Genomic DNA, 24,668 nt, shown 5'->3' with positions numbered 1-24,668 from the left:
CTTACGGCGGACAGCGCTTTTACAGGGAACATTCCCTGCATGTCATGATTAAATGTATTTACACTCTAGGCGGGCGAAAGAGCGAGTTCTGTTCGGGACTGAAGTATACAACAAGCCGATCCCGTGCAAAGTCGAGATTAACCGGCCAGTATTCGGGCTTGATAGCAAATGATTTATCGAATGCTACGAAAAGGAAAACGGGAGTATGGATATCGAACTTTTTAAACGGCAGTTGCATATCCTTTTCGTCATCATCGTCGTTGAGGTCTTGCCCCCAATAGTGCATTGAAAGGTACTCGGTAAAACTAACCGTTGGCGAAAGCGTTTTATGTTCTATAAAATGCCTGTATAAACTTGGCAGCTTTGCCAGTTGATAGAGTGAGGTTGCCTCGCTTATCAATAGTATAAGCATTATATAGAGAAAAAACCTTTTCACGCAGCAAAAGTAAAGCTAAGTAATAAACTAAGCAACCCTATCTGAAATTAAAAAGGTAATTTTTTTATTATTGTCATCTATTTAATGGTTATTAATTGATTGCAAACTTTTCAACGGCTTTCGGATCGAAATTGTTAGTGTAACGAATTTTATGGATATTAGCCATACTTAGCCTACAAATCATTCAATGAAATGGATTACAAGAGAACGGCCCAAGATCGATAGAATAGCCTGCCCCTGGCTGATAAAGCGGTTTATCGACCCCGGTGCGGAGATTGTTTTTGTCTCGGCCGAAGATGTGATCCGGGTGGCGGAACAGACAGGTGCCACACCCTTTGATATACCTGGTGTTGAATATAGCCATTATGAGGATAAATGCACTTTCGATTATTTCATCAAAAAATATGAGCTGAAAAATCCTGCGCTCGACAGGATCGCCAAAATAGTCCGTGGTGCAGATACTGACCGGCATGATTTTGCGCCACAGGCTGCAGGCCTGGAAGCGATTTTTGCCGGATTGGTTTATAATATAAAGGACGACCGTGAACTGTTAGAGCTGGGAATGATTATCTACGACGGTCTTTACAGCTGGGCACAGCATCTTTTCAGGCAACGGCATGGAGGTGATAGTCCGGTGGAACAACTACTTCTGCAAATCTACCAACGGTACCTGAAACAACGACGCAAAGAGCAGATGCCGGAATGGGTGGTTACTCTCAGGGAGCTGATCCAGGATCAGGTGGACACCAACATGAACCTGACCCTTCATCAGCTTTCCGATGAACTTGAACTCAGTCCTACTTACCTCTCCAGAGAGTTTTCAAAATATTTTGATAACGTTAATTTCGGTGAATATATCCGTAAAAAGCGTATCGAGAAAGCAATCGAATTGATGGCCGATCCGTCACTTAATCTTACGGAGATTGCTTACTTGACCGGCTTTTCGGACCAGAGCCATTTTACCCGGATTTTTAATAAACACATGGGCTCCAATCCCTCGGTGTATCGAAAAAAAATAATCAAAGGTAAAGGATATACAAAAGGGTAGATAATGTTCTATTTTTCGATGGCCCTGTTCATTATTCTTGCATAAATGTTAGCAAGATCGATGAAGTACCTAAAAGAAAAATCTTATACCCTCTTCTATAAGACCACAGTATCGGTTACACTGCTTCTGGCATATTCAGTCGGCGCAGCATCACAGGAGATTGATGCACCGGTAAAGGTGACTGCCTATGTCGGCGTTGTGCATCCGATTGTCACTTATGCATCGGGCGATTTCACACCAAATTTTAAAGATCGATATGTAGTAGGCATGCCAACCGGCATAAACATCCGCAGGGATGGGCATCTAGGCTTTTCCTTGGAGATGGTGCCTTATATCAGCGTACAGCACGGAAAGAGCAGGATGAGTAATTTCCTGTTTCATCCCGGCGCGCTTTTTCCGCTGGGCAAGGGCTTTACCTTTATCGGAAGGGCCGCCTTTGAAACTTCGGGCAGGTTCGGCTTCACACCGGTTCTGAGCAAGGTCATCACCAAGGGGCATTCGGGAAATCTATTTCTGGCAGTTCCGGTCCCGATCCGTTTCGGCAATGAACATACCGCCTCCGTGACTGCCGCTTTTCAGTTCGGGTTCATCTTTTAAACAGCAACTGCTATATGCCTTCTAGAATTTTTAGAAATAGTAATTTTGATCTTTTTAACTTTATTAAGCTAACTTCTCTTTGTCTATCGGCTAATACATTAATTTGACTACCAGTTTGACCACCTTGAGTTTCTCACCACCGCAACTTTACATCCAACACGAATGAAATGAAATTTCAGTTGCCTTATAGCGTATATTTATTCCATACATTTTATTGCCCTTTACCACACAAGCGGTTATCTGAATTGTTTATTCAGAAAACATCGATTATGAAAACATTCACTTTAACAATACCGGGTTTAGGCGACTTTAATGTTAAGCCGTCCGGCGAAGAGAATACGTTCATCTTAACGGAAGACATTGGCGATAGGTCATATGTAATAAACAAAGATACTGACGGTAATTGGTTCATGAAAACTTCAGAAGGCGCGACGACTACAGAAACTATGCTAAATCAAGACACCATTGGAAAGCTAATTGAAGATCGTATAGGCTAAACGGTCAGGTTCAATCACATTACGAGTAAAGCCGGAGTGGAAAATAAAGCAGCGATATCTGTTGCAATTTTTTATTCACCGTTTTCGGGTTCTGTATTCTTTTTTGTCATCTTATACTGGTGCAGCCGTTGCGCAGATTCGATTGAATGGGACTTATGGATATCTTTTTCATTTTCGGCTCTATCGGAAATGATCTGGTAATACTTATGCAATGTATCAAGTTCTTCCTCGCTCAGATCCTCAATATCTACAAGCCGGTTACTTGCTTTGCGACTAGCCGCTACCAGCTCGTTCAGTTTTAATTGAGTAGCTTTTGAATCTTTATTCTGGGTTTTCTGTATAAGAAAAACCATTAAAAAAGTAATGATGGTGGTGCTGGTGTTTATGACTAACTGCCAGGTATCTGAAAATCCAAAAACAGGACCCGACGCAGCCCACCCAACAATAAATCCTAAAGCGATCCCGAATGCCCAGGAAGATCCCGTCCACTGGGTAATTTTATTTGCCGCCGCTTCAAACTTTTCACTAAACTTACTCATATTCTTCTATGTTGTTCCTATCCCTTGCATTCTTGATGTTCTTGACATCTACTATATCTAGTTGTTTTCTACTGGAACAATCAAATGCATCGTTTAGTTGAAGCTTTTTTTATTTCATAAACCTAATGCCACGCAGTTTATTGATTTTCTCGAAGTTATCTTTGTGTTGGCAACGACAAATTGTTAGCCATTAGCTGTACAATAATTATTGCCCACGGTTTTCCATTTCAATCCCCAATGATGTAAATCCAAAATGATGGCTAAGAGTTCTCTCCCCTTTTCAGTCGTTGTGTAGCGAATCTGTGGCGGTGTGGTATCCGGAATATCGCTAGCAGTGATGAGTGATTCTTCTTTTAATTCTTTAAGCCTTTTGCCTAAGATCTGATCGGAAAGCGTGGGGAAGTTTTTTTTCAACGCGGTGAACTGAGCGATACCTTCATTGATACAATATAATAATTGCATTTTCCATCGCAGTGAAATACTGGCCAGTACGTCATTTACGTCGCAGGCTTCTGCTAATGTCTGCCGATTTTCGCTGTTGGTCGATAGTTCTTTCCGGGGGGTTGCCATAGTGTAATCTTGATAATTTTTACTCACTTTGGGATGAGTTATTGTGTTGCCTAACACCTCACCATACTTTTGTAGTCTTCGTTTAATCATACAAATTTATTAAAAATGAAACCTCCGCGGTAGTACCGCTAACACAAAAGGTAAAAAAAAAGGAGGTTTCATAAGGCAGTTAAGAAACAAAATATTTTAGAATGAAACAGTTTAAAAGCGTAGTATTATTACTATTATTGACAAGCGTCCATATCTTTGCGACGGCAAAAGCTCCCAAAAATAACCCGGTATTTGTACTCGTTCATGGCGCTTGGCATGGCGGATGGTGTTGGTCGGACGTAAAGCAAAACCTTATCGACAAGGGCTACGAAGTTTTTACACCAACACTTACCGGACTTGGTGAACGTAAACATTTGGTTAGCGAAAAGGTAAACCTGGATACGCATATTGACGATATTGTCCATCTGATAGAAATGGAAGATTTGCACGATGTTTACCTGGTTGGACATAGTTATGCCGGTGCTGTTATTGCGGGCGTTGCCGACCGTATTCCGGAACGATTATCGAAATTGATTTTTCTTGATGCGATGATTGTTGAAAATGGACAAAGCGCTATTTCTCTACAGCCCGACGGTGTGCAGCAACTACAATTAAAAAACATCAAGAGGAAGGAGAACTTCGAACCTTTTGATGTGGCCTTATTTGGTGTTACCGATGCTGTTGTGGCTACTTCGGTTAAGAAAAGATTGACGCCTCAACCTTTTAATACGTTTGCTCAACCACTGAAACTACAGCATAAATATGGGAATGGCCTACCGCTAGTCTATATCGCATGTACCCGCCCACAACTGCCTATAATGAAAGAAATGAGCGATAAGGTTCAGGCAGACAAAAACCTGAGTTGGCAACATATTGAACTTCGCACCGGCCATGACGCGATGATTACCGCTCCAAACGAATTGGCCGACGTTTTTGAGGGATTGATCAATTAGCTAACGTTGACGACAAGGGTGTAGGGGTACCAATCCAAAGGACGGCCAGTTGACTGAAAGGCAACAGTGAAAGCTTGACGTTGTATAAGGTTTGATGAAAGATTTTTAGCCGGAAAAGGGAGCTTGTAAATAGGTAAAGTCATCAAGATATCAATATATTTGATCGCAGAAAGAAGCTTACATTTTAATTCGGGAGAATAGTGATGAAACAAGGTAGAATGATCATAATTACCGGTTCGCCGGGGACAGGTAAAAGTACAACGGCATCCATAGTGGCTAAGGAATCTACTTTATCAAAGTCGGTACACCTGCACACCGATGACTTCTATCACTATATCTGCAAGGGGGCAATACCGCCATTTCTACCGGAATCACAGGAACAGAACTTAATTGTTATTGAAGCCTTTTTGGAAGCTGCAAAACGTTTTGCACGTGGTGGATTTGATGTAGTTATTGATGGGATTGTTGGCCCGTGGTTCTTAGGCCCGTGGTTACAAGCGGTACAGGATAATTATGAAGTACATTACATTATTCTAAGAGCGACAAAAGAAGAAACGATGAAACGGGCAATCAATCGTTCCAAATTCGACGAGGAGACGAACACGGAGTTGGTGGAAAAGATGTGGGAGCAATTTAACAACTTAGAGCACTATGAATCAAATGTCATTGATACAACAGATCTATCCATCGAACAAAGTGTTGCGAGAATAAAAGCTGAGATTGAAGAAAAATCTTCTTTACTTATCCACTTGATGTAACCGTCCATGTACGAACAGCGTTTCAAATACGCTTATCGATAGTTTGTTACATTTGGAATCATTGCCGCACGATACATTCTCTTACATATCTTTTCCACAAGGAGAGGTCTTTCAACAAAGAAATTTGTAAACTTGTGCTCACGTAAATTTTATGAAACTACGCTATTCTGATATAAGGAAACATTTGCGTGTTAACAGATTAAATGGCTCCGCAGACAATGTTGCCACCCTAACCCACTATTTGCAAAATCAGGATCTAGAATCGAGCGCGACATATGAGCAATATGCGCACAGTTTTTACGAAGAACTTCAACGGAATGTCCCCGAATTCGGAGATATATCCATGCAGCACCTTAAGTCGATCAAGTGGGATATTCCTTTCCCCTCTCCTGACAGGCCAAAATTCACATTTATAGATCTTTTTGCGGGGATTGGAGGATTTCGATTGGCTTGTCAGAATCTTGGAGGAAAATGCGTGTTCACCAGCGAGTGGAACGAGAGTGCCAAAAGTACCTATGAAGCTAACTTTGCGGAAGTGCCTTTTGGAGATATCACCAAAGAATCAACAAAAGCCTTTATCCCAAAGCAATTTGATGTTTTATGTGCAGGATTTCCTTGCCAGGCTTTCTCCATTGCCGGAAAAAGAGGTGGTTTTGAAGATACGCGTGGAACGCTTTTTTTTGATGTTGCGGAGATTATCAAGCGACATCAGCCGAAGGCCTTCTTTTTGGAAAATGTAAAAGGGCTTAGAAATCACGATAAGGGGCGCACTTTAACTACGATATTGAACGTGTTGCGGAATGACCTAAACTATTTTGTTCCGGATCCGGAGATCGTCAATGCCAAAAATTTCGGAGTGCCACAGAACAGGGAACGCATTTTTATTGTGGGTTACCGCAAAGATTTGGGGATAGATCGCTTTGAATATCCTGAACCCTTGGATGAACCGGTAGCCATCGAGGATATTTTTGAAGAAGAGGAAGTCTCCGTGAAATATTACTTGTCAACGCAATACTTAAAGACGTTAAAAGAACATAAAGCCAGGCATGAAAGTAAGGGTAATGGCTTCGGATTTGAAATCATACCAAATGATGGCATTGCCAATGCGGTTGTTTGTGGAGGCATGGGAAGGGAACGAAATTTAATAATCGATAACAGACTAACGAATTTCACACCGGTTACAAAAATAAAAGGAGAAGTGAACCGAGAGGGAATCCGGAAAATGACTCCTCGCGAGTGGGCTCGTTTGCAGGGTTTTCCGGACACGTACAGAATCTGCGTATCCGATGTGCAGGCTTATAGGCAATTCGGAAACTCAGTTGCCGTGCCCGCAATTCAGGCCACAGCTGAGAAATTGTTGGAACAATTAAATTTGCAATAAAATGTGAATTTTAACCTCCTTTCAACTATTAATAATCATCAGAATTAGGAAAGTGCATTGGGTGGAGGGCCTCCTGCGGGTTTACCTTTACTTTCAGGTAGGGGCACATACTCTTCATTATCCATGGGTGGCAAATCGATACGCCCTTGTTTCCAGTCTTCTTTGGCCTGTTCAATCCTTTCTTTTCTACTGGAAACAAAATTCCACCAGATATACCGATCACCTAAGTGTTCACCGCCAAGCATCATCAACGTAGTATGTTCTTTGGCAATAATCACCGGATCAACACCCTTAGTAAATACCATGAGTTTTCCGGCGGTATAGATTACTCCATTTACTTCGACACTGCCCCTAACAATGTAAGCGCCTCTTTCGCTATGCCCGGTAGGCAGGCCAAAACGGACGCCCTGATCCAGTATAACGTGCACATAGAACAAGGGTGAGTGCGTTTTGACATTACTTTTCAATCCGTATGCATCGCCTGCAATCAAACGCATCCAAATACCTGTATCAGTAAATACGGGCAATTGTTCGGGCTTATAGTTGTCAAAGGTAGGATTGCTTTCTTCATCCTTCTCGGGAAGTGCTACCCATGTCTGTATCATTTCCAGTTCGCCTCCGTTCAGCATTGCGGGATCTTCGAAACGTTCGCTATGGGCAATGCCTTTTCCGGCAGTCATCCAATTTACTTCGCCCGGTTTTATCACTTGTTCTACGCCAAGACTATCTCGGTGGGTTACATTGCCGCTGAACAAATAACTTACCGTAGATAGACCAATATGCGGATGCGGCAACACATCCAGTTTATTGACCGTCGCTGCCGGAATATTTACCGGTCCGCCATGATCCATAAAAATAAAGGGCCCAACCATTCTGCGAAGTTGATAGGGAAGAATACGTTTAACGGCAAAACCGGGAGCAATTTCGGCCTGTCTGGATTCTATAATGATATCAAGCATATGACATTACAACTAGTGAGACGTAAAGTTAAGGACATTAACGAAAGCACAAAATAACATAGGATAAGAAAATGCTATTAAAGGAGGTAAAATCCATTAGTAGCCATGTGATGGCTTTTAGGGGTCAGAACTTTCCTCCTGACCCTTAAAGTTATGGGATTAATCCGCTAGCTTTTTCTTAGTAAATCAAGCAGCTTTTTAGCTGCTTCTTCTGAAGACGCCGGGTTTTGTCCGGTAATTAGATTCCCATCCTGCACAGAGTAGCTCTTCCAGTCCTCCGTTTTACTATAGTTTCCACCAAGTTTTTTTAACTCATCTTCCACCAAATAAGGAACAACATCTGTTAATTGAACCGCTTCTTCTTCAGTGTTGGAAAAACCGGTAACTTTTTTTCCTTTTACCAGGGGATTTCCCTCTGCATCTTTCACAAACCGTAATACGCCAGGCGCATGACAAACGGCAGCAACCGGCTTACCTTCTTTCCAAAACGCTTCGATCAGTTTAATGGAACGCGCATCGTTGGTTAAATCCCAAAGCGGTCCGTGGCCTCCCGGATAGAATACCGCATCGTAATCTTTTTCATTCACATCACTTAACGGAATGCTATGTGCCAATTTTTCCTGCAGAGCCTTGTCTGCATCAAAACGTTTGGTGGCTTCCGTTTGGAAATCAGGAAGTGCACTTTTAGGATCTATCGGAGGTTGTCCGCCTTCGGGTGATGCGATCGTGACCTCTACGCCTGCATCGGCCAAAACGTAATAAGGAGCGGCAAACTCTTCCACCCAAAAACCTGTTTTTTCACCGGTATCTCCCAGTTGATCGTGAGAGGTAAGTACAATTAGTACTTTAAAAATTACTTTATCCATTTCTTTTAATTTTTATTGTCATAAAATGATAGTACAAAGTAGCGGATAAAAAACAGCATCATTAGGTGATATAGATCACATTTTAGAAAGCCGCTATTTTTAGTGAGCTAGGTCACATCATTTACTATGGTAAAGTCTGCTGAGCGTTTCTCTTGAAACTCCCAAATATGCTGCGATCAAATGTTTCGGAACAAGATTGTACAATTCAGGATATTGGTGCATTAGTTCCTCGTACCGACTACGGGCATCGTTATTTAATAGCGATAAAATTCTTTTTTGCAAACTGATATAACCTTTATTGGAACGCCATCTTAGAAAAGTTTCAATTTCGCGAATTTCTTTACAAGCCTTTTCCCTCTCTTCACTGTGGAGACAAAGCGTTTCTGCATCCGCAACGCAGTCAACGTTTACAGTAGCTCTTTCATTATTGTACAAAGCTTTATAGTCGGATGCCCACCAAGTTCGCATGGCAAATTGCAAAATGTGCATTTTTTGTTCGTCATTTACGAAAAACGTCTTCAAGCAGCCACTTAACACGAAATATTCGCAATCAACCTCGTCTCCCACATGAATAAGTTGTTGCCCTTTTTTGAAAGAAATTGGCTTAAAGAGGGAAAAGAAATAATCAAACTGTTCATCGCTCAACTGAATAGTTTTATGGATATGTTGCCTGAGGACTTCTTGTGGCGTCATATGAAAGATTTGTATTACGTTAAGTGTTGATACTGTTATTCCCTGCACGATATATAATGCCAGTCGTCATACGATTATATTCATATCTACAAGGTAACAAGTTTTCAATTTGAAAACAAAAACAATTATGACAAGAATGTGGTTCTGAAATCTTGTTTTCTGCAGTCAGTCCGACGAAAGAAGCTACATCCCGGAACGAGTACTGATTTGACCCATTGACCCTTTTTTTGTCGCGGATAACCCTTCTCATATTTCAGCTAGTCTCTTATTTTTGATTTATCTTTTAACATCAAAAAAATTGGCATGAGAACCGTAACATTTAGCATGAATATAAGCATCGATGGATATTGTGATCACACGATTTTTAATCCCGATGAAGAGCTTCATGATTATTTCACGGCAATAATGGATGACGTAGACCTGCTCTTTTTCGGTCGTGTCATGTATCAGCTTATGTTTCCCTATTGGGCGGATGTTGCCAAAAACCAATCGGGCACCGCAGACGAAAATAAATTTGCAGAAAGGCTTACTGCTATTGACAAAGTTGTTATTTCCCGATCATTAGCAAGCGCCGAGAACAATACGCGGATTGTTCGTAGCAATCCTGCGGAAGAACTCCGGAAGCTGAAACAACAACCGGGTAAAAAAATTTTAATTGATTCTGTCAGCCTGCTCCCTGAATTAATACGTGCAGGTCTTATTGATGAATTTAATTTAGTTGTCCATCCAATCATCGTTGGGAGAGGACGGCCATTGCTAGCTGCCGGCAGTCTTCAGGAAAACCTTAATTTGAAGCTGATTGATAAAAAATTTTTAAAATCGGGATATGTGGCGCTTCATTACTTGAAAAAGTGATACTTGGCGCTGAATGGTTGGCGGTTATCTTTACATAAACGGCATACGCTTCTCGGCGATCAAAACGCTTGTTCGTTTATAAAATTTCTTATTAGCGTCAACACCTCATCAAAGTGCGTATCCAACACATCGTGCCCACCGTCTAAAATATGGATTTGGGCTTCGGGCAGATCACGTTTGTAACAAGGGGCTTCTTCCACTGAAAAGAAAATTTCATATTTTCCCCAAATGACAAGAGCCGGTGGCTGGTGTTCGCGAAAATAGGCCTGGTAAACAGGAAACATTTCTAGGTGGGTTTTGAAATCACAGTTTAACTCAAACTGCTTTTCGATATTACCCGGCCTCTTCAAAAACTCCCAGTCAAGCATCCAAAATTCCGGACTGACCCTCGATAATGCTTCTTTGGGAAGCCCACCGAAGTATTGGTTTTTTATACCTTCTACGCTTAAAAACTTAATGAGCTTTTTTTTCTTTTCAGCCGTTGGGTTGTACCAGTAGTCGATATACTCGTCCCATTCAGGTCCCATGCCTTCTCGGTGCGCATTACCGCTCTGAACAATAATACCTGCAATCTTCTCCGGGTGATTGATGCATAGTTGAAGTCCAATCGGTGCACCATAGTCATGGAGATAAATAAAGTATTTGTTTAAATCTATCGCCTCAGTCAGTTTGTTTATCAAAACAGATAGATTCCCGAACGTATAGTCAAAAGTATCCGGCACGGGAAATTCACTGAAGCCAAATCCGGGATAATCCGGAGCGACAAGATGATACTGATCAGACATCGCAATCATTAAATTTTTGAAAGCTATCGATGAAGTCGGGAATCCATGTAAGAGCAGTAGCGATGGATTTTTTTTATCGCCGGCCTCCCGGTAGAAAAGATCAATTCCATCAACTTTTATGGTTCTATTGAAGATTTGTCTGGACATTCCGTTTAAATTTGCTAAAAAATATTGCACATTCCATCTAAAGGAACTAACGCAATTATTTAGAAATAACGGTTTTCATATTGCAATTGTTCTCGCCAATTAACTTCTAGCATTATACAAACGCTGTGTTTGAGCCTGCCTTGCAATTAGGCTGTCAGGTATTTTTATATCCGCTATCGTTTTGCCTATAATTATCATCTCCTTGTTATTACCAATGAGAATTTTTACAAGCTTCTGTTTTTAAAGTGGATGCACTAACATCATATTTCTAGTATAACGGAATAAAACCTTAAGTATGGTGGTAAGCATTTCTTAAACCAACTTAAGTTTCATGTGCTTTTCTGTTAGTAATTTTGTACTGTTAATTTAAAAATTTAGATATGGCCATGAAATTAGTACAATTTCCGCAACTGTTTTTAAGGTTTGCTCTTGCTATGACGATGCTCTCAGCAGTTGCAGACAGACTAGGTTTTTGGGGAGATAATTCAGCCTGGGGAAACTGGCAGCGTTTTGAAGAATATACGGCAACGCTCACATTTTTTCTTCCTCCAACTTTAAGCAGATTTTCCGCTTATGCAGCCACTTTTTTGGAAATTGTGTTATCGCTATTACTGATTTTGGGCTTTAAATTAAAATGGACCGCTATTGCTACGGGAATTCTACTGTTGCTATTTGCTCTTTCAATGACGGTTTCTTTGGGAATAAAAGCACCACTCGATTATTCGGTATGGGTGGGTAGTACAGCTGCTTTTCTATTAGCAGTTCAACAAAAACCCAACAATACCGGTAGCTTATTGTGATGTTGTCATTTGATTGCAGGTTTCTGTTGGCGAGATTGTCGATAAACAATGTAATAAGCAGCTTGTTGTATTCTTCATAGAGATCAAAAATTAATATGTATGTATATCGTATTAGGGGCAACAGGCAATATCGGTTCGGAATTGACGAAATTGTTAGCGCAAAAAGAAAAAAAAGTGATCGGCATTACACACAATAAGGACCGCATTCAGCAAATTGAACACCTAGGAGCAAGACCAGCAGTTGTTGATGTACGCGATACGGAAAAATTGACACAGATTTTTAATAAAGGACAGCGGTTGTTCTTACTAAACCCACCGGGCGATATCTCAAAAAATGCATCGGAGCAGGAATTTAAAACAGTGGATTCGATTATTAAGGCCATTGAAAATTCAAATCTGGAAAAGGTAGTGGCAGAATCAACTTATGGGGCACAAGTAGGTAACAACATTGGGGATTTGGGGGTTCTTCACCATATGGAACAATCTTTGGCCCGGTTACGGCCTGCCACCATCATTATCCGTGGAGCTTATTACATGAGCAACTGGAATATGGCCATCGAAACGGCCAAGACTGAAGGGAAGATTTACTCCCTTTTTCCACCAGATTTTCGGATTCCGATGGTAGCTCCTGTCGATATAGCAAGACTCGCGGCAAGGTTCTTAACAAATGAAGTTGACACGGCTGGCCCGCACTACGTAGAAGGGCCGCAAGATTACTCACCCAAGGATGTATCATGTGCATTTGCTGAGGCATTGGATACACCTGTACAAACAGTTGAAATTAAACCGGATGAATGGCTAGACTTTTTAATGAAAGCCGGATTTTCTGAAGAATCGGCTGAGTCAATGGTTAACATGACCAGATTAACCTTAAAACAAGATTTTGAAAAACCCAAATCGCCAATACGTGGAGAAACGTCGCTTCAGCAGTATGTTGACGCACTGATTGGGCTATCCAAATAGTGCTTATTTTTATTTGCCAAAAACCTCCGCGAGACATATTCGATGCCGCAATTGCCACTGCCGAGTAGTCTTTAAAATTGGGCATCATCGCAATGGATCTCATCCCGCTCGAAATATAGGATTTTTTCCGGTTTCCCGTAAGGATAGGGAATGGGAAGCATATAGCTTTGCATCATAGTTAAACACACAAATTACAGCATATTTTGCTGTTATCTAGTATGTTACTATACTTGTCTTGTTGTACCTGCCAAGCTTCAGTTGAACAGCTGGCGGGTCTTATTTATTATAAAAAGGCTCTCTATCAGCACAAGTGCCGTAACTAAAAACGATATAATCTTCTGGAGTAGTTATTGGCGGCAATTTACTGTCAGCAACTTTTCAAATTCTTGCCATAATGGATCATTCAGTTTTTTAGGCGACACCGCGAAATAGATGCCTGTACGATTATCTTCCTTACACCTGAACAAGTGGATAACACAGTTTAGCTCGATGGGTACTACCGGCATATAATCTAGCATATTAATGGTACCAGAAAAAGTGGCTTCGTCCTGAGGTGCCGTTTCTATTTTTTTAATCATAACTTTAGTAGGTACGACCTTATCGGCCGGGATATTTCGTTTGGTAATATTACGGCCTACGAGACCACCATAGTATGCTTCGAGATCACGTTGTAAGCTCGCTTCATTAATGAGAGGCCTACCCTCCAGCCACCATAAAAATGAATAAGACCAATGTTGCGCGCCCGGAGCACCCCAGCCAGGGGTGAAGCGTACCTCTTCCGTTCCTTTATAGGGAATGTTCGGTGCGAAATCAATTGGAATGGGGAAAGTTTCAACTGTCCATCCTTTAGGTACTGCTAAGGTATATGGGACGCTCGGTTTTTGTTGACAGGAAACGGTGGCAGAGAGTAAACAGATTAAAGTCAAAAGATATACAAGGCGTTTCATAAAGTAACTTTTAATTGGTTTTTAATATCAATCAATGGACAAACTGAAAGAAGGGCAAAACAATACTTGAATCACTCCGTTCTTAAACTCTTGATGGGTTTTGCAATAGCTGCTTTATACGATCGATAAGCTACCGTGCTGCTTGCAACGATGAACGTTATGCCAATTGCACTAATGAAGATTTCCCAGCTAATTGGAATTCGATAAGAAAAGTCCTGTAAGTATCTTCCCATACCCCACCAGGCCATTGGAGCAGCTATAATGAATGCAATTAATAAAAGCTTGGTAAATTCTTTTCCGAAGATCCATAAAATGTGCGGAATACTTGCCCCCAATACTTTTCTTACGCCAATTTCTTTTGTTTTATGTAAGGCCATGAAAGAAATCAGACCGTAAAGCCCTAGGCAACCAATCAGTATGGCAATGAATCCAAATCCTTGTACCAATCGAAGAATAATGTGATCTACTTCATAAAATTCAGCAATGGCATCATCAAAGAAATCATAGGAATAGACATATTCGGGATAGGTATCGCTCCATATCTGCTCGACGGATGACATCACCTGCGACATTTGTTTTCCGTCCAATTTTATCGAGCAATTGAAATAATAGGCGGTCCAAGTCATCAAACAAATAGCTTCTTTTTCGGCGTGGAATGATTGATTATAGAAATCCTTCATGACACCAACTATAACTCCTTTGTATCCATCGCCATTGACAGCAATCTTCTTCCCGACAACGTCTGCCGCGTTGCTCAGGTTGAGTTTTTTTACAAAGGTTTCGTTCACCAAAAATTCCCTTATGGTATCGGAAGGCAGCACATTACGGCCGGCTACCAATGGGATATCGAAAGTAGAAAGGTAGTTTTCATCACCGAATTTCATATTGATTTTCCAAGTCTCCGTTTCCGGTCGATTATCATATTTTACACCGGTAGTACTATTCGATGAAGTAGCCGGCGGACGAAAATTAAGTGTAACGTGCCGAATACCATTTATCTGCTCCAATCGATTTTTCAGCGTTTTCATTTTGGTTGCATCGCCCGGTAGTGGAATAGGTACATTCACAATCGCCTCTTTGTCGAAACCTAGATCAGCTTCCTGCGCGTAGCGCATTTGGCTTGCTATAATAATAATTCCAATAATGAGAACCTGCGAAATTGTAAACTGCCCGATTACTAAAATACGCCGCAGAGACAGGCCACCGATTTCTTTTTGACTGATTTTGCTTTGTAAGGCACGAATGGGCTTGAAACCCGCAAGTACCAGTCCGGGATAAGAACCTGCAAGAAAGATAACCGATAAAATGACGACACCAATAAACAGAGGCATCTGCCAACTGGTGAAAAGCGTTAGGTGAATTTCTGATTGCAGTAATCGGTTAATAATTGGCAATGTGGTCAGCGCAATGCCGTAAGCAACAATCGCGGCAAATAAAGTAATAACCGTAGTTTCAGCGATAAATTGCCAAAACAGCTGCTTGCGCTTGCTACCTAATACTTTGCGGATACCGACCTCCTTGGCTCGGTTCATGGCTTGAGCAGTTGCCAGGTTAGTGAAATTAATACAAGCGGTTAGCAATAACAGAAGGCCGATAAAGGACAAAGCCCATAAATAGCTGCGATTGATATAGCCATCAAATGCCGTGTTGAAGTGTATGTCGGTTAAAGGTTGCAAATTAAATTTCCAGACCTTCTCTTGTCCTCCTTCATAATACTTTTTTGGTAAGGCCGTTAAAGCAGCCACAGCTTGCTGATAGCTTACATGCTTATTCAATAGCACGTAACATTTTGAACCGCGATAGACCCCATACCAATTTTTGTCTTCATCGGTACCATTAAGTGAATGGAAAGACAGGAAAATCTCCTGTTTGATATCGGTATTGGCAGGGAGGTTGCGAAGGATCCCTTTCACCACATAGTCTGCTTCATTATTTATTTTTAATACTTTCCCAATCGGGTTTTCGTTTCTGAAATATTTTTTTGCAATACGCTCGGTTATGAGGGCTTCGTTTGCTTGTTGAAGCACGGTTTTAGGGTTACCTTGGAGTAAAGGATAATCAAAGATCGAAAGGAATGCAGGTTCTACATATGCGATCCCGTCTTCTTCCTGAAATTTTTTATTATCGGGCGATCCCGGTAAAGAAACGAGCGTATTATCATAACTGACGAATCGGGCAACTTTTTCAGCAAGATCAAAGTCGCTTTCAAAAGCTTTGGCCAGTGGACGTGGGGCTCCCGGCGACCGGCTGATGAGGTCATCATGCCATTCGGTTGTTATTCGGTAAATACGATCCTTATTGATGTGGAACGTGTCAAAGCTTAGATGGTAATTTACCAAAGCAAAAATAAGTAAGGCACATGAGATTCCTAGTGAAAGACCAAAGACGTTGATAAGTGCAAAAGACCGATGTTTGCTTATATTACGCCAAGCGATAATAAAATAATTTCTAACCATTTTTTAGGCTTTTACCTGTTGATCATTCTATACGGGTTGTGCTGTACTAAGCGAATAATTACAGCATAACCAGACTCGGTAAAGCACACAAATGCATTGCCATCATGAAAAAACGACCTAAATAACTACCGGAGGGACGTGTAACGGAGCGCACTGTTCGTTAGCGAACACTTCTTGTGCGGAAGCGTACAGTATGTATTTGAGCGTGAATCGCTGTCTGAGCTTACCAATACCTGATATGTTGATTAAATTTCAATTGCTTAATTACCGGTCTGGCTGTTTTCCCGTTGATGTTTCCACAGCTCATCAAATAGCACACTACGTGCCTTCAAATCGACAAAATTACCTTCATCAACTATTCTTCCATTTTGCAGAATGTAAATATAATCGAAATATGGAAGTAAGTATAAGCGATGCAAACTGGAGATAAGTGCTTTTTCTTTAAATTCTTCAAAAAGATGTTGATAGATTTTAACCTCTGTTTTAGGGTCTATGCTGCTGGTGGGCTCGTCTAGCAAGACAATACTGCTTGATCGCGCCGCTAGTATACCTCGCGCAAGGGCCAGTCGTTGTTTTTGTCCTCCGCTAAGATTTACACCCTTTTCTTGAATGTGCGACTCCAAACCTTTGGGAAGGGTTTGTACGACTTCTGCAAAATGAGCAATTCGACAGACTTCTATCACTTCCTCATCAGAAAAGGGAAGCCCTAGGGTGATATTGTGCTTGATCGTGTTTTCAAATATTTCCGGCTCTTGCGGGAAGAGGGTGACAGCATCGGCCAAGCTAGCAGCATCAATTTGCTTACTTCCATCTAATCTAATACGTGTATCGGACTGATAGGTATATAAGCCCCTTAGTATGGCCATAAGCGTGCTTTTACCACTGCCGCTTTCTCCAATCAACGCAATCTTCTGCCCCCTTTGAATGGTAAGATGAATATCATGCAGGCTGTGCGCATTTTGACCGGAAGAATAGGTTTCGGTATGCGAGAAATTCAAACCCTGTACCTCAACCTGCTGCCATTCATTTGGTAGTGCTACCGTAGCTTCGGCCTGATGCTGTTGTTGATAAGCATCGCTAATATGACGGGAGGTTTCCACATCGGTATTAAATTGAACGATCTGCGTATATTGCCAAGCTACGTCATGAAAAACGCTCGTGAACTGGTTGACAAATCCCAGCAGGGCAACTAGATTACCGATTAAAAAGAGTTGACCGGGCTGCCCGTGCTGATAAATATATCCCAGTACGGTAACTACATAAATAAGCGCTACAAGCATATCGGCGATGAACCATTTGAATTCATTTACATGTACGGACGTTTTATAAGGAGGATAAACATCAGCTACTTTCCCCATTAAACTCTTTTCCATTCTATTCTGTAGCCGCAAAGTAATCACGGTGATGATATTAGAAAGGCTGTCAAACAGTGTTCCGGATACGATATGATCTTTTTCGTTTGTTTCGTCCAGTGCCTTGATATAGGGCTTATCAAACCTGAAAATGACGTAAACCGTCAGCATGCCGATACCTACACCGATCAGCCCAAACAACGGCGAAAAAGCAATCATAGCAATGAGAGAGAACACAAACTTCATCAATGCATAGGTATACATAAATCCGTTTTCAAAAAAGGATTTCAAGGCTGTATAGGCTTTCCGGATTCTATTGATGGTAATTCCGGAGTGATTATCCTGATGCCACTTCACCGGAAGATGTAAGGTTTGATGATAACGATCTTGCAAAAAATTTCGGCTAAGGGCGAATGCCAACTTCTGTTCAAGTATTCTCGCCGGTCCATGGAAACTCCATTCCACCAACTTGAGAAGCATATACGCCCCTACATAGAGCCAAGCATAATGTAGGTACGCAGCTCCTTCCTGCTGTATACCGTTGATGAACCAGCCATACAGTAGCGGATAAGTGGCAAAGGCTGCACTGGCAAGAATAAACAGCCCATATATGAAAACATAGCGTTTCTTCTCACCTCGGGCATAAGTCCAGGCGGTGCGTAATAGGGAGATGTAAGGGTTAGCCATAATTCAATGTAAAGGTAACTGATTATGTGCAATACCCTTAATTTTTTTACGCTAGACAATTTAAATGAATTGGCGACAACACCCTAACGGCGGTTAAAAATGATGAATTAGCTAATTTATATTTAATTAAAGGAGTTCCGGAACGCTTGCGGTGATAGCTTCGTTTTGATTTTAAAAAGCTTGCTGAATGACTGTGAATGTTCAAAACCTAGTGCATAAGCTACTTCACTCACGGATAAGTTGGTGGTAGAAAGCTTCTCTTTAGCCTTTTCAATTACTTTTGCATGAATATGCTGTTGCGCGTTCTGCCCTGTTAGAGAACGCAACATATCACTCAGATAGCTGGGCGAAAGATGTAGCTTTTCAGCAAGGTAGCTCACAGTTGGCGTGCCCTGGCTTGACGGCATTTCTTGATCAAAATATTGGTTTAACAACTCTTCTAGTCTCTGCAACAGCTCATTGCTAACGACCTTACGCGTAATGAATTGTCGCTTGTAAAAGCGATTGGCATAATTAAGCAACAACTCGATCTGGGAGATCATTACGTCCTGACTGAAGTCGTCAATCCGGTTATTGAGTTCTGTTTCGATATTACGGAAAATGGACATGATGATTGATTTCTCTTCTTCCGACAAATGGAGTGTTTCGTTGGCGGCATAAGAGAAAAAACCATACTGCCTAATCTTTTTTGTCAAGGGATATCCTAAAAAGAAATCGGGATGAATCAACAGGGTGTATTCTGAACATACAGCGCCCTCATCATCATTACCGCCTATAATCTGACCAGGGGAAGCGAATAACAGGCCTCCCTCATCAAAATCATAGTAACCTTGGCCATACTTCAGCTTTCCGCTCAGCTTTGGCTTGTACGAGATTTTGTAAAATCCCAAAACGTGACGTTGCGGAATTTTAAAAAGTTCAATCTGAGTGTGTGCTCCATTGATAAGGCTAATAAGCGGATGCCGGGGCTGAGGCAAACCAAAAACCCGATGTGCATCTGAAAGCGATTCAAATTTATGCAAGCTTTTTTCTTCCTTTTTCATGCCAACAGCTAATATAGTCATAACCGGCTAGTTATTGATAACCGGTTATGGTTGTTTTTTATTTCGGTTCACCTTGAGCGGCGCGGGATACCTCATCCCAAGCCTCCCAAATAGCCAATCGTTGCGCGTAAGCCGCTCGGGTACCTGATAGGTTATGGCTACCCAAGTTGAAACGCAGCGGTGGCTGTTCCGCGTCTATCATTTTAAACAAGGCCTGTGGCGTTGCTGCCGGATCGCCTCTTTCCATGGTTTTTAAACTGTCTACAAATTTAGCTTTGAAATCAGTATATACCTCCATACCCTGCGCAAACTTTAAGGATTCCTGACTACCGAATTCGGTAGCATAGGCCCCGGGTTCAATAATCGTTACCTGAATACCGAAAGGGGCTACCTCCGCCGCTAAGCTTTCATGAATAGCCTCAAATGCCCATTTAGAAGAACAGTAATAGCCTATTACCGGCATGGTGATATGGCCGAGGTTACTGGAAGTACCGAGGATATGGCCATACCCCTGCTCCCGAAGCAAGGGCAAGGCGGCTTGTATCACGGCAACCGGCCCTAAAATATTGGTCTCGTAAAGTGCTCGGATATCCGCCGGGCTTGCTTCTTCGATAGTTCCTACCAAGGAGTAGCCGGCATTATTGAGCACCATATCCAACCTACCAAAATGCGCATGTGCGGCTGTGACTGCTTCTTTCACCTGATCAGGTTTCGTTACGTCAAGTGCTACCGTCAATACTTGCTCGCCATACTGATCTTTCAGATCGGCAATGCTTTCCAACTTACGTGCCGTTGCTGCTACTTTATCGCCTCGTGCTAAGGCGGCCTCCGCCCATACACGACCAAAACCACGCGATGTGCCGGTAATGAACCAAACTTTATCTTTTTGTTGTGTCATGATTGTTTATCGTTTTTGTTCACAACAAAAGTAGTTTATGCACATTTTTTACTTGTGTGCTAAGTGCGGATATTTGTAGTCATAATGAGGATAGGTTATCTTATATCTCAAATAGTCGATTAACTTTTCATCAGCAATTTCTTGCTCAACCATTTTCTAAAGGGTTCATCATAAAGCTTTAAGAAGAGATAAGCTACTAATATAGTACCCAAAAAGAGAAGCAACGTTATCGGCCATATTTGGGTGAAGGTAAGATTTTCTTGCCATACCCATGCATAAAACAGGTACATGAAAGGATAATGTACCATATATAGTGCATACGATATATCGCCTAAGAATTTACAGATTTTAATAGAGCTTTTGCCGGTTGTAGTTCCGGAGGCACCCAAATAGACCAATATGGGAAAAATAACAAGTGTACATAGTGCATCATAGATCCCGTTCATCCAAAGAGCTTCTGCTTCCCCAATATGGGGTATGGAAAGTAAAATAATAATCGCCAAACTGCAGATCCAAAATGCGCCTTTTACTTCTACAGGTTTAAACTTGCGCGACATCAATACACCGGCGGAGAATGAAAACAACAAACGTAGAAATCCACCGATCAGGTTATGGCCTGCCATCGTCCATCCTACACCTAAATGGCCATAACCGGAAAAATTAAATATAGCAAAGGAGGCCAATCCGATTCCGGCCAACAGGACGAGTACTCCAAGTGCTTTTGCCGATAACCTACGGATGAACAATGCATACAGGATATTGCCGATATACTCAAAGAATAAGGACCAACTAGGGCCATTGAGCGGATACATCTCTCCATTTCCACGTACTTCGGGGCCCGAGCCAGGAGCAGCAGGGATTAAGAAGAGATTCATGAGTAAAGCTAGCATTAACATGGATAAAGATACCTTCGAACCATCCCATTTCACGCTGCCTTGTATATAGAAAGTAATCGCGCCTAAAATAGCGCCCATAATAACCATGGGATGTAAACGGATTAATCGACGTTTGATAAAATCTTTTGTTTTCATTGTTTTCCAACGATCGTCATAAGCATAGCCGATAACGAAGCCGGACAGTATAAAGAAAAAATCAACGGCCAAATATCCGTGATTGAAGTGTTGGTCGACAGGACTTGTTGCAAATGCTTCGAATATGTGGTACCAAATAACCATAAGAGCCGCAACGCCTCTTAAGCCGTCAAGAAGAATGTAGTGGGGTTTAGTGTCTGCAAAAGCAGCAGAAGCGATTTTGTGCATAAAAATGTATAAATTGAATGGTTATTTCAATACCAAATGACCATACGGCGAGGTGTTATCCAAAACTTTCTTTTTCTTGCCGCGCAATTTATGAAATGAGTTCAAAAAAATGGTTACCTAGGGTAAATAAATGCATAGCAATTGACGAAGAATGGACGGCTGTTGCAAAAAAAAGCCATCTCTTGTTTTGATGAGATGGCTAATTAAGTCAACTATTTTTATTTTACATTCGTCAAAGGCCTGATTTTGATGTTTCGGAAATCAACTGGTGTGCCCTCATTCTGAAAAAGGAGATGTCCTTTTTCGGCTTTTCCAAAATTTTGAAGGTCTTTGTATTTACTTGCTTGAATCAGTTGTGCAAATGCAGGTGTACTCCGATCATATGCGACCACTTTTTTGCCATTAAACCAATGGCTGATATGACGCCCGTTTACAATAATCTTGGCGGTATTCCATTCGCCAAGTGCTTTTACTTCCTTTTTTGGATCGGCAGGAATGAGATCGTAAAGTGAGGCGACAGACCGCAGTTCGCCTCGCTCGAGATATTGGTAATGCAGATCATCCAGAATTTGATATTCCAGCCCTAAATAAGTGCCCTTTTTCCCTGGAAAGGTATTGGTGACTAAATATTTAACACCGCTATTGGTGTTTTTTGCCGCCCTAAATTCAAAGGTCAGTTCAAAATTATCAAAGGAAGCCGTGGTGATAATATCCATTTGTTTTCCATGCGGAATGGGGGTTGCCATCAATAAGCCATCTTTCACCACCCAACCGCCATTAGCTAATTTTTGTAAACCTGCAAAGCTTTTTCCATCAAAAACGAGCTGCCATCCGTTTGCTTTCTCTTGGGCAGTTAACTTATTTTCCGTTTGTGCCTGTACTTTATACATGAGTAGTACAAAAAGTAAGACCATCATTTTTAGCCTATTCATTTGTGTTGATTTATTAGAAATCCATAGACAACGGTATAGAAGCTGTAGGTCCGTTCATCGATCTAAATCTTAGACTCTCCCGCAGCCCCTTTTTCTTTAAATTTTAGGTTCCCATCCCGGCTCATAGCTCCGGCTCCACAATTTTTCCGCTTCGGCGTCACCTACAATATGCCCGTTTTTAGGATCAATCCTTAAATCGCGGCCTACTCGCCAAGATATATTCCCTAACAACATGGCCACTGTACTCTTATAGCCAAGTTCGATATCGCAGTTTGGTTGCCTATTATTTTTAATCGCATCCAGAAAATCGGCAGCATGTAAGCTGTCCATCCCCAAGCTTGGACTTGCTGTATTTCTACCGGCCAAACCTTCGTTAGCCGATGTCGATTTTTCTTCTTTGATGAGCTTACCTTGTAAATCATAGATCTTATAAGCATCTTCACCGGTGTCCAAACTTCCCTTGTCGCCGTAGAAAATAACACCTCGTTCCAAACCTTCTACTTGGCGTCCGTTGCAGCTTCTGTTTTCCCAAATGAGGGTTGCAGTAGGATATTCCAGGGTTACAACCTGCGTGTCGGGTGTTTCCCAATCGTCCTGAAATTGATAACGCCCTCCGATTGAGCTTACCCGTGTTGGGAAATCTACACCTAAACCCCAACGGGCAACATCTACCTCGTGGGTACCATTGTTCAAAGCTTCACCTGTTCCCCAATGCCAGAACCAATGCCAATCGTAGTGGATTAAGCCGTCCTTATAAGGTACCCGCGGTGCTGGGCCTTGCCACAGATCATAATCGAGCCAGGAAGGAACGGTACCGAGTTTCAGAAAAGTTGCTTTGCGGGTGTTGGTATACCACGTTTTGGCCATATACACCTTGCCAATGATGCCTTGATGCAAGAGCTCAATGCCTTTGGTAAGTGTGGGCGCCGAACGACGCTGTGCTCCCATTTGTACAACACGGTTATATTTTCGGGCAGCTGCTACCGCCATCTCTCCTTCTGCCGGATTATGTGCCATTGGCTTCTCAACATATACATGCTTGCCTGCCTGGCAAGCCATGATGGTTAATGGTGCATGCCAATGGTCGGGTGTCGCCGTATAGATAGCGTCAATACTTTTGTCTTCCAATACTTTCCGTAAGTCTTTCTCAGCGCGGGGTGTATTGCTTTGCCCTGCCTCTGCAACACGTTTCATTGCTTTTGGAATGGCTCGCTCATCTACATCACAAATGCAGGCTACGGTTGCATTTTTTTGCTTGGCAAAAGTACCGCTCATGCTGCTTCCGCGGCTATTTACTCCGATGGTGGCAAGCTGAATACGCTCATTAGCTCCGATAATATTGCGGTAGCTTTTGGCACTAAAGGCCAACGCAGGGTGATGGTCTATTATGTCGGCACCAACTGTTAAAGCGGCTGTGCCTATTCCCAACTTTTTTATAAAATCTCTTCTTGATTTAGCATTCATGATGTCTTTTTTAAATTTTTATAATGCTTTTATTTTCACGTTCTTAAAATAGACGATGTCTCCATGGTCTTGTAGCAAGATGTGCCCTTTACTAACTGAACCGAAAGCGGGTTTCGCCTCTTTAAATTTGCTCAGCTGTCGTGCTTTCTCAAATGCCGCGCTCTTGCGATCATAGCGAAGTACTTCCTGGCCATTGAGATAATGGACTATTTGACTATCTTTTGAAACTACGCGGGCATGATTCCATTCGCCTACCTTAACCGGTACTTTTTTCTCAACGGCCAGCATATCATACAAGGCGCTCAGTTGGCGATTGCCATCGCGGCCGAGCTTGGCGTCCGGATGGTAATCATTATCAATAAGCTGGTATTCCATGCCGAGCCATCCACCCTCGCTATACTGTGTAAAGAAGTACTTAATACCGCTGTTGGCACCTTTTGTTAACTTAAAATCGACACGCAGGTCAAAATCGCTATACTCTTCTGCGCTAATGATATCGAGATGTCGTTGCCCTCTGGTTTCCTTTAAAGAAAGTTGGCCGTTTTCAACTTTCCAACTTGCATTCGGTGAGGTGCCTTTTGTAGAAGTCCAACCGGTTAAATCTTTTCCGTTAAAAAGCAATTGCCAGCCTGCTACCTTCTCTTGTGGTGTTAAGGCATTATCCTGTGCATACGCGCCTTGGTTACTTAACCCGAAGAGCGCAAGGAATATCAGCAAAAAAAAGAGATTTACTTGAATTGTCATGATCTAGCA

General features: G+C 41.9%; 25 protein-coding genes. 9 read left to right on the top strand and 16 right to left on the bottom strand.

Going from position 1 to position 24,668, the window contains the following annotated elements; translation table 11 throughout:
• Nucleotides 1-58 precede the first annotated feature (58 nt).
• Nucleotides 59-412: a hypothetical protein gene (locus M1D52_RS02025; protein WP_437362500.1), complete on the bottom strand. Its 354-nt coding sequence runs from the start codon at nucleotides 410-412 to the stop codon at nucleotides 59-61.
• A gap of 211 nt (nucleotides 413-623) precedes the next feature.
• Here M1D52_RS02025 and M1D52_RS02020 point away from each other — a divergent pair, with 211 nt between their 5' ends.
• From M1D52_RS02020 to M1D52_RS02010, 3 genes are all read left to right on the top strand, one after another.
• Nucleotides 624-1,484, top strand: coding sequence for a chromate resistance protein ChrB domain-containing protein (locus M1D52_RS02020; protein WP_437393916.1), 861 nt, complete (start codon nucleotides 624-626; stop codon nucleotides 1,482-1,484).
• 45 nt (nucleotides 1,485-1,529) lie between these two features.
• On the top strand, nucleotides 1,530-2,081 hold the full coding sequence (locus M1D52_RS02015; protein ID WP_437393917.1) for a hypothetical protein: 552 nt from the start codon (nucleotides 1,530-1,532) through the stop codon (nucleotides 2,079-2,081).
• Between the two features lie 269 nt (nucleotides 2,082-2,350).
• Nucleotides 2,351-2,578, top strand: a complete 228-nt coding sequence (locus M1D52_RS02010) for a hypothetical protein (protein ID WP_013664198.1) — start codon at nucleotides 2,351-2,353, stop codon at nucleotides 2,576-2,578.
• A gap of 71 nt (nucleotides 2,579-2,649) precedes the next feature.
• Here the strand turns inward: M1D52_RS02010 and M1D52_RS02005 are convergent, their stop codons facing one another.
• Nucleotides 2,650-3,117, bottom strand: a complete 468-nt coding sequence (locus M1D52_RS02005) for a low affinity iron permease family protein (RefSeq protein ID WP_013664199.1) — start codon at nucleotides 3,115-3,117, stop codon at nucleotides 2,650-2,652.
• Between the two features lie 183 nt (nucleotides 3,118-3,300).
• Nucleotides 3,301-3,777, bottom strand: coding sequence for a winged helix-turn-helix transcriptional regulator (locus M1D52_RS02000; protein WP_377611893.1), 477 nt, complete (start codon nucleotides 3,775-3,777; stop codon nucleotides 3,301-3,303).
• A gap of 101 nt (nucleotides 3,778-3,878) precedes the next feature.
• Here M1D52_RS02000 and M1D52_RS01995 point away from each other — a divergent pair, with 101 nt between their 5' ends.
• From M1D52_RS01995 to M1D52_RS01985, 3 genes are all read left to right on the top strand, one after another.
• The gene (locus M1D52_RS01995) at nucleotides 3,879-4,670 is read left to right on the top strand and encodes an alpha/beta hydrolase (protein ID WP_437393918.1); all 792 of its coding nucleotides are present in this window, start codon (nucleotides 3,879-3,881) and stop codon (nucleotides 4,668-4,670) included.
• A 218-nt stretch (nucleotides 4,671-4,888) separates the two neighbouring features.
• On the top strand, nucleotides 4,889-5,428 hold the full coding sequence (locus tag M1D52_RS01990; protein ID WP_437393919.1) for an AAA family ATPase: 540 nt from the start codon (nucleotides 4,889-4,891) through the stop codon (nucleotides 5,426-5,428).
• Nucleotides 5,429-5,579: 151 nt separating this feature from the next.
• Nucleotides 5,580-6,809, top strand: a complete 1,230-nt coding sequence (locus M1D52_RS01985) for a DNA cytosine methyltransferase (protein ID WP_149105069.1) — start codon at nucleotides 5,580-5,582, stop codon at nucleotides 6,807-6,809.
• Nucleotides 6,810-6,853: 44 nt separating this feature from the next.
• On the opposite strand, the gene M1D52_RS01980 is transcribed toward M1D52_RS01985, so the two are convergent.
• From M1D52_RS01980 to M1D52_RS01970, 3 genes are all read right to left on the bottom strand, one after another.
• Nucleotides 6,854-7,768: a pirin family protein gene (locus M1D52_RS01980; RefSeq protein WP_013664204.1), complete on the bottom strand. Its 915-nt coding sequence runs from the start codon at nucleotides 7,766-7,768 to the stop codon at nucleotides 6,854-6,856.
• A 167-nt stretch (nucleotides 7,769-7,935) separates the two neighbouring features.
• Nucleotides 7,936-8,634 (bottom strand): type 1 glutamine amidotransferase domain-containing protein, encoded by a 699-nt coding sequence (locus M1D52_RS01975; protein ID WP_013664205.1) that lies wholly within the window; start codon nucleotides 8,632-8,634, stop codon nucleotides 7,936-7,938.
• A gap of 117 nt (nucleotides 8,635-8,751) precedes the next feature.
• Nucleotides 8,752-9,327: a Crp/Fnr family transcriptional regulator gene (locus tag M1D52_RS01970; protein WP_437362509.1), complete on the bottom strand. Its 576-nt coding sequence runs from the start codon at nucleotides 9,325-9,327 to the stop codon at nucleotides 8,752-8,754.
• Nucleotides 9,328-9,630: 303 nt separating this feature from the next.
• Here M1D52_RS01970 and M1D52_RS01965 point away from each other — a divergent pair, with 303 nt between their 5' ends.
• Nucleotides 9,631-10,182, top strand: a complete 552-nt coding sequence (locus M1D52_RS01965; RefSeq protein WP_013664207.1) for a dihydrofolate reductase family protein — start codon at nucleotides 9,631-9,633, stop codon at nucleotides 10,180-10,182.
• Between the two features lie 59 nt (nucleotides 10,183-10,241).
• On the opposite strand, the gene M1D52_RS01960 is transcribed toward M1D52_RS01965, so the two are convergent.
• Nucleotides 10,242-11,114 carry an alpha/beta fold hydrolase gene (locus M1D52_RS01960; protein ID WP_377611901.1) on the bottom strand — a complete coding sequence of 291 codons (873 nt, stop codon included), beginning with the start codon at nucleotides 11,112-11,114 and terminating at the stop codon, nucleotides 10,242-10,244.
• Between the two features lie 380 nt (nucleotides 11,115-11,494).
• On the opposite strand from M1D52_RS01960, the gene M1D52_RS01955 reads away from it, so the two are divergent.
• Nucleotides 11,495-11,914, top strand: a complete 420-nt coding sequence (locus tag M1D52_RS01955) for a DoxX family membrane protein (protein WP_437393920.1) — start codon at nucleotides 11,495-11,497, stop codon at nucleotides 11,912-11,914.
• Nucleotides 11,915-12,013: 99 nt separating this feature from the next.
• On the top strand, nucleotides 12,014-12,877 hold the full coding sequence (locus tag M1D52_RS01950; RefSeq protein WP_437393921.1) for an NAD(P)H-binding protein: 864 nt from the start codon (nucleotides 12,014-12,016) through the stop codon (nucleotides 12,875-12,877).
• A 347-nt stretch (nucleotides 12,878-13,224) separates the two neighbouring features.
• On the opposite strand, the gene M1D52_RS01945 is transcribed toward M1D52_RS01950, so the two are convergent.
• From M1D52_RS01945 to M1D52_RS01905, 9 genes are all read right to left on the bottom strand, one after another.
• Nucleotides 13,225-13,824 carry a hypothetical protein gene (locus tag M1D52_RS01945; RefSeq protein ID WP_437393922.1) on the bottom strand — a complete coding sequence of 200 codons (600 nt, stop codon included), beginning with the start codon at nucleotides 13,822-13,824 and terminating at the stop codon, nucleotides 13,225-13,227.
• 71 nt (nucleotides 13,825-13,895) lie between these two features.
• Nucleotides 13,896-16,280 carry an ABC transporter permease gene (locus M1D52_RS01940; RefSeq protein WP_437393923.1) on the bottom strand — a complete coding sequence of 795 codons (2,385 nt, stop codon included), beginning with the start codon at nucleotides 16,278-16,280 and terminating at the stop codon, nucleotides 13,896-13,898.
• Between the two features lie 260 nt (nucleotides 16,281-16,540).
• Nucleotides 16,541-18,319 (bottom strand): ABC transporter ATP-binding protein, encoded by a 1,779-nt coding sequence (locus tag M1D52_RS01935; RefSeq protein ID WP_013664211.1) that lies wholly within the window; start codon nucleotides 18,317-18,319, stop codon nucleotides 16,541-16,543.
• 122 nt (nucleotides 18,320-18,441) lie between these two features.
• Nucleotides 18,442-19,383 carry a helix-turn-helix domain-containing protein gene (locus M1D52_RS01930; protein WP_437362521.1) on the bottom strand — a complete coding sequence of 314 codons (942 nt, stop codon included), beginning with the start codon at nucleotides 19,381-19,383 and terminating at the stop codon, nucleotides 18,442-18,444.
• A gap of 37 nt (nucleotides 19,384-19,420) precedes the next feature.
• On the bottom strand, nucleotides 19,421-20,260 hold the full coding sequence (locus M1D52_RS01925) for an SDR family NAD(P)-dependent oxidoreductase (RefSeq protein WP_437393924.1): 840 nt from the start codon (nucleotides 20,258-20,260) through the stop codon (nucleotides 19,421-19,423).
• 119 nt (nucleotides 20,261-20,379) lie between these two features.
• Nucleotides 20,380-21,519 (bottom strand): acyltransferase family protein, encoded by a 1,140-nt coding sequence (locus tag M1D52_RS01920; protein WP_437393925.1) that lies wholly within the window; start codon nucleotides 21,517-21,519, stop codon nucleotides 20,380-20,382.
• A 218-nt stretch (nucleotides 21,520-21,737) separates the two neighbouring features.
• Nucleotides 21,738-22,451 (bottom strand): 3-keto-disaccharide hydrolase, encoded by a 714-nt coding sequence (locus M1D52_RS01915; protein ID WP_437393926.1) that lies wholly within the window; start codon nucleotides 22,449-22,451, stop codon nucleotides 21,738-21,740.
• Between the two features lie 96 nt (nucleotides 22,452-22,547).
• Nucleotides 22,548-23,915 (bottom strand): Gfo/Idh/MocA family protein, encoded by a 1,368-nt coding sequence (locus tag M1D52_RS01910; RefSeq protein WP_437393927.1) that lies wholly within the window; start codon nucleotides 23,913-23,915, stop codon nucleotides 22,548-22,550.
• Between the two features lie 18 nt (nucleotides 23,916-23,933).
• On the bottom strand, nucleotides 23,934-24,659 hold the full coding sequence (locus M1D52_RS01905; protein WP_149105077.1) for a 3-keto-disaccharide hydrolase: 726 nt from the start codon (nucleotides 24,657-24,659) through the stop codon (nucleotides 23,934-23,936).
• Between the last annotated feature and the right edge of the window lie 9 nt (nucleotides 24,660-24,668).

The sequence above is a fragment of the Olivibacter sp. SA151 genome (assembly GCF_054130995.1).
Note: the sequence above shows the minus strand (reverse complement) of the source record. Positions and strands in the feature narration are given on the sequence as shown.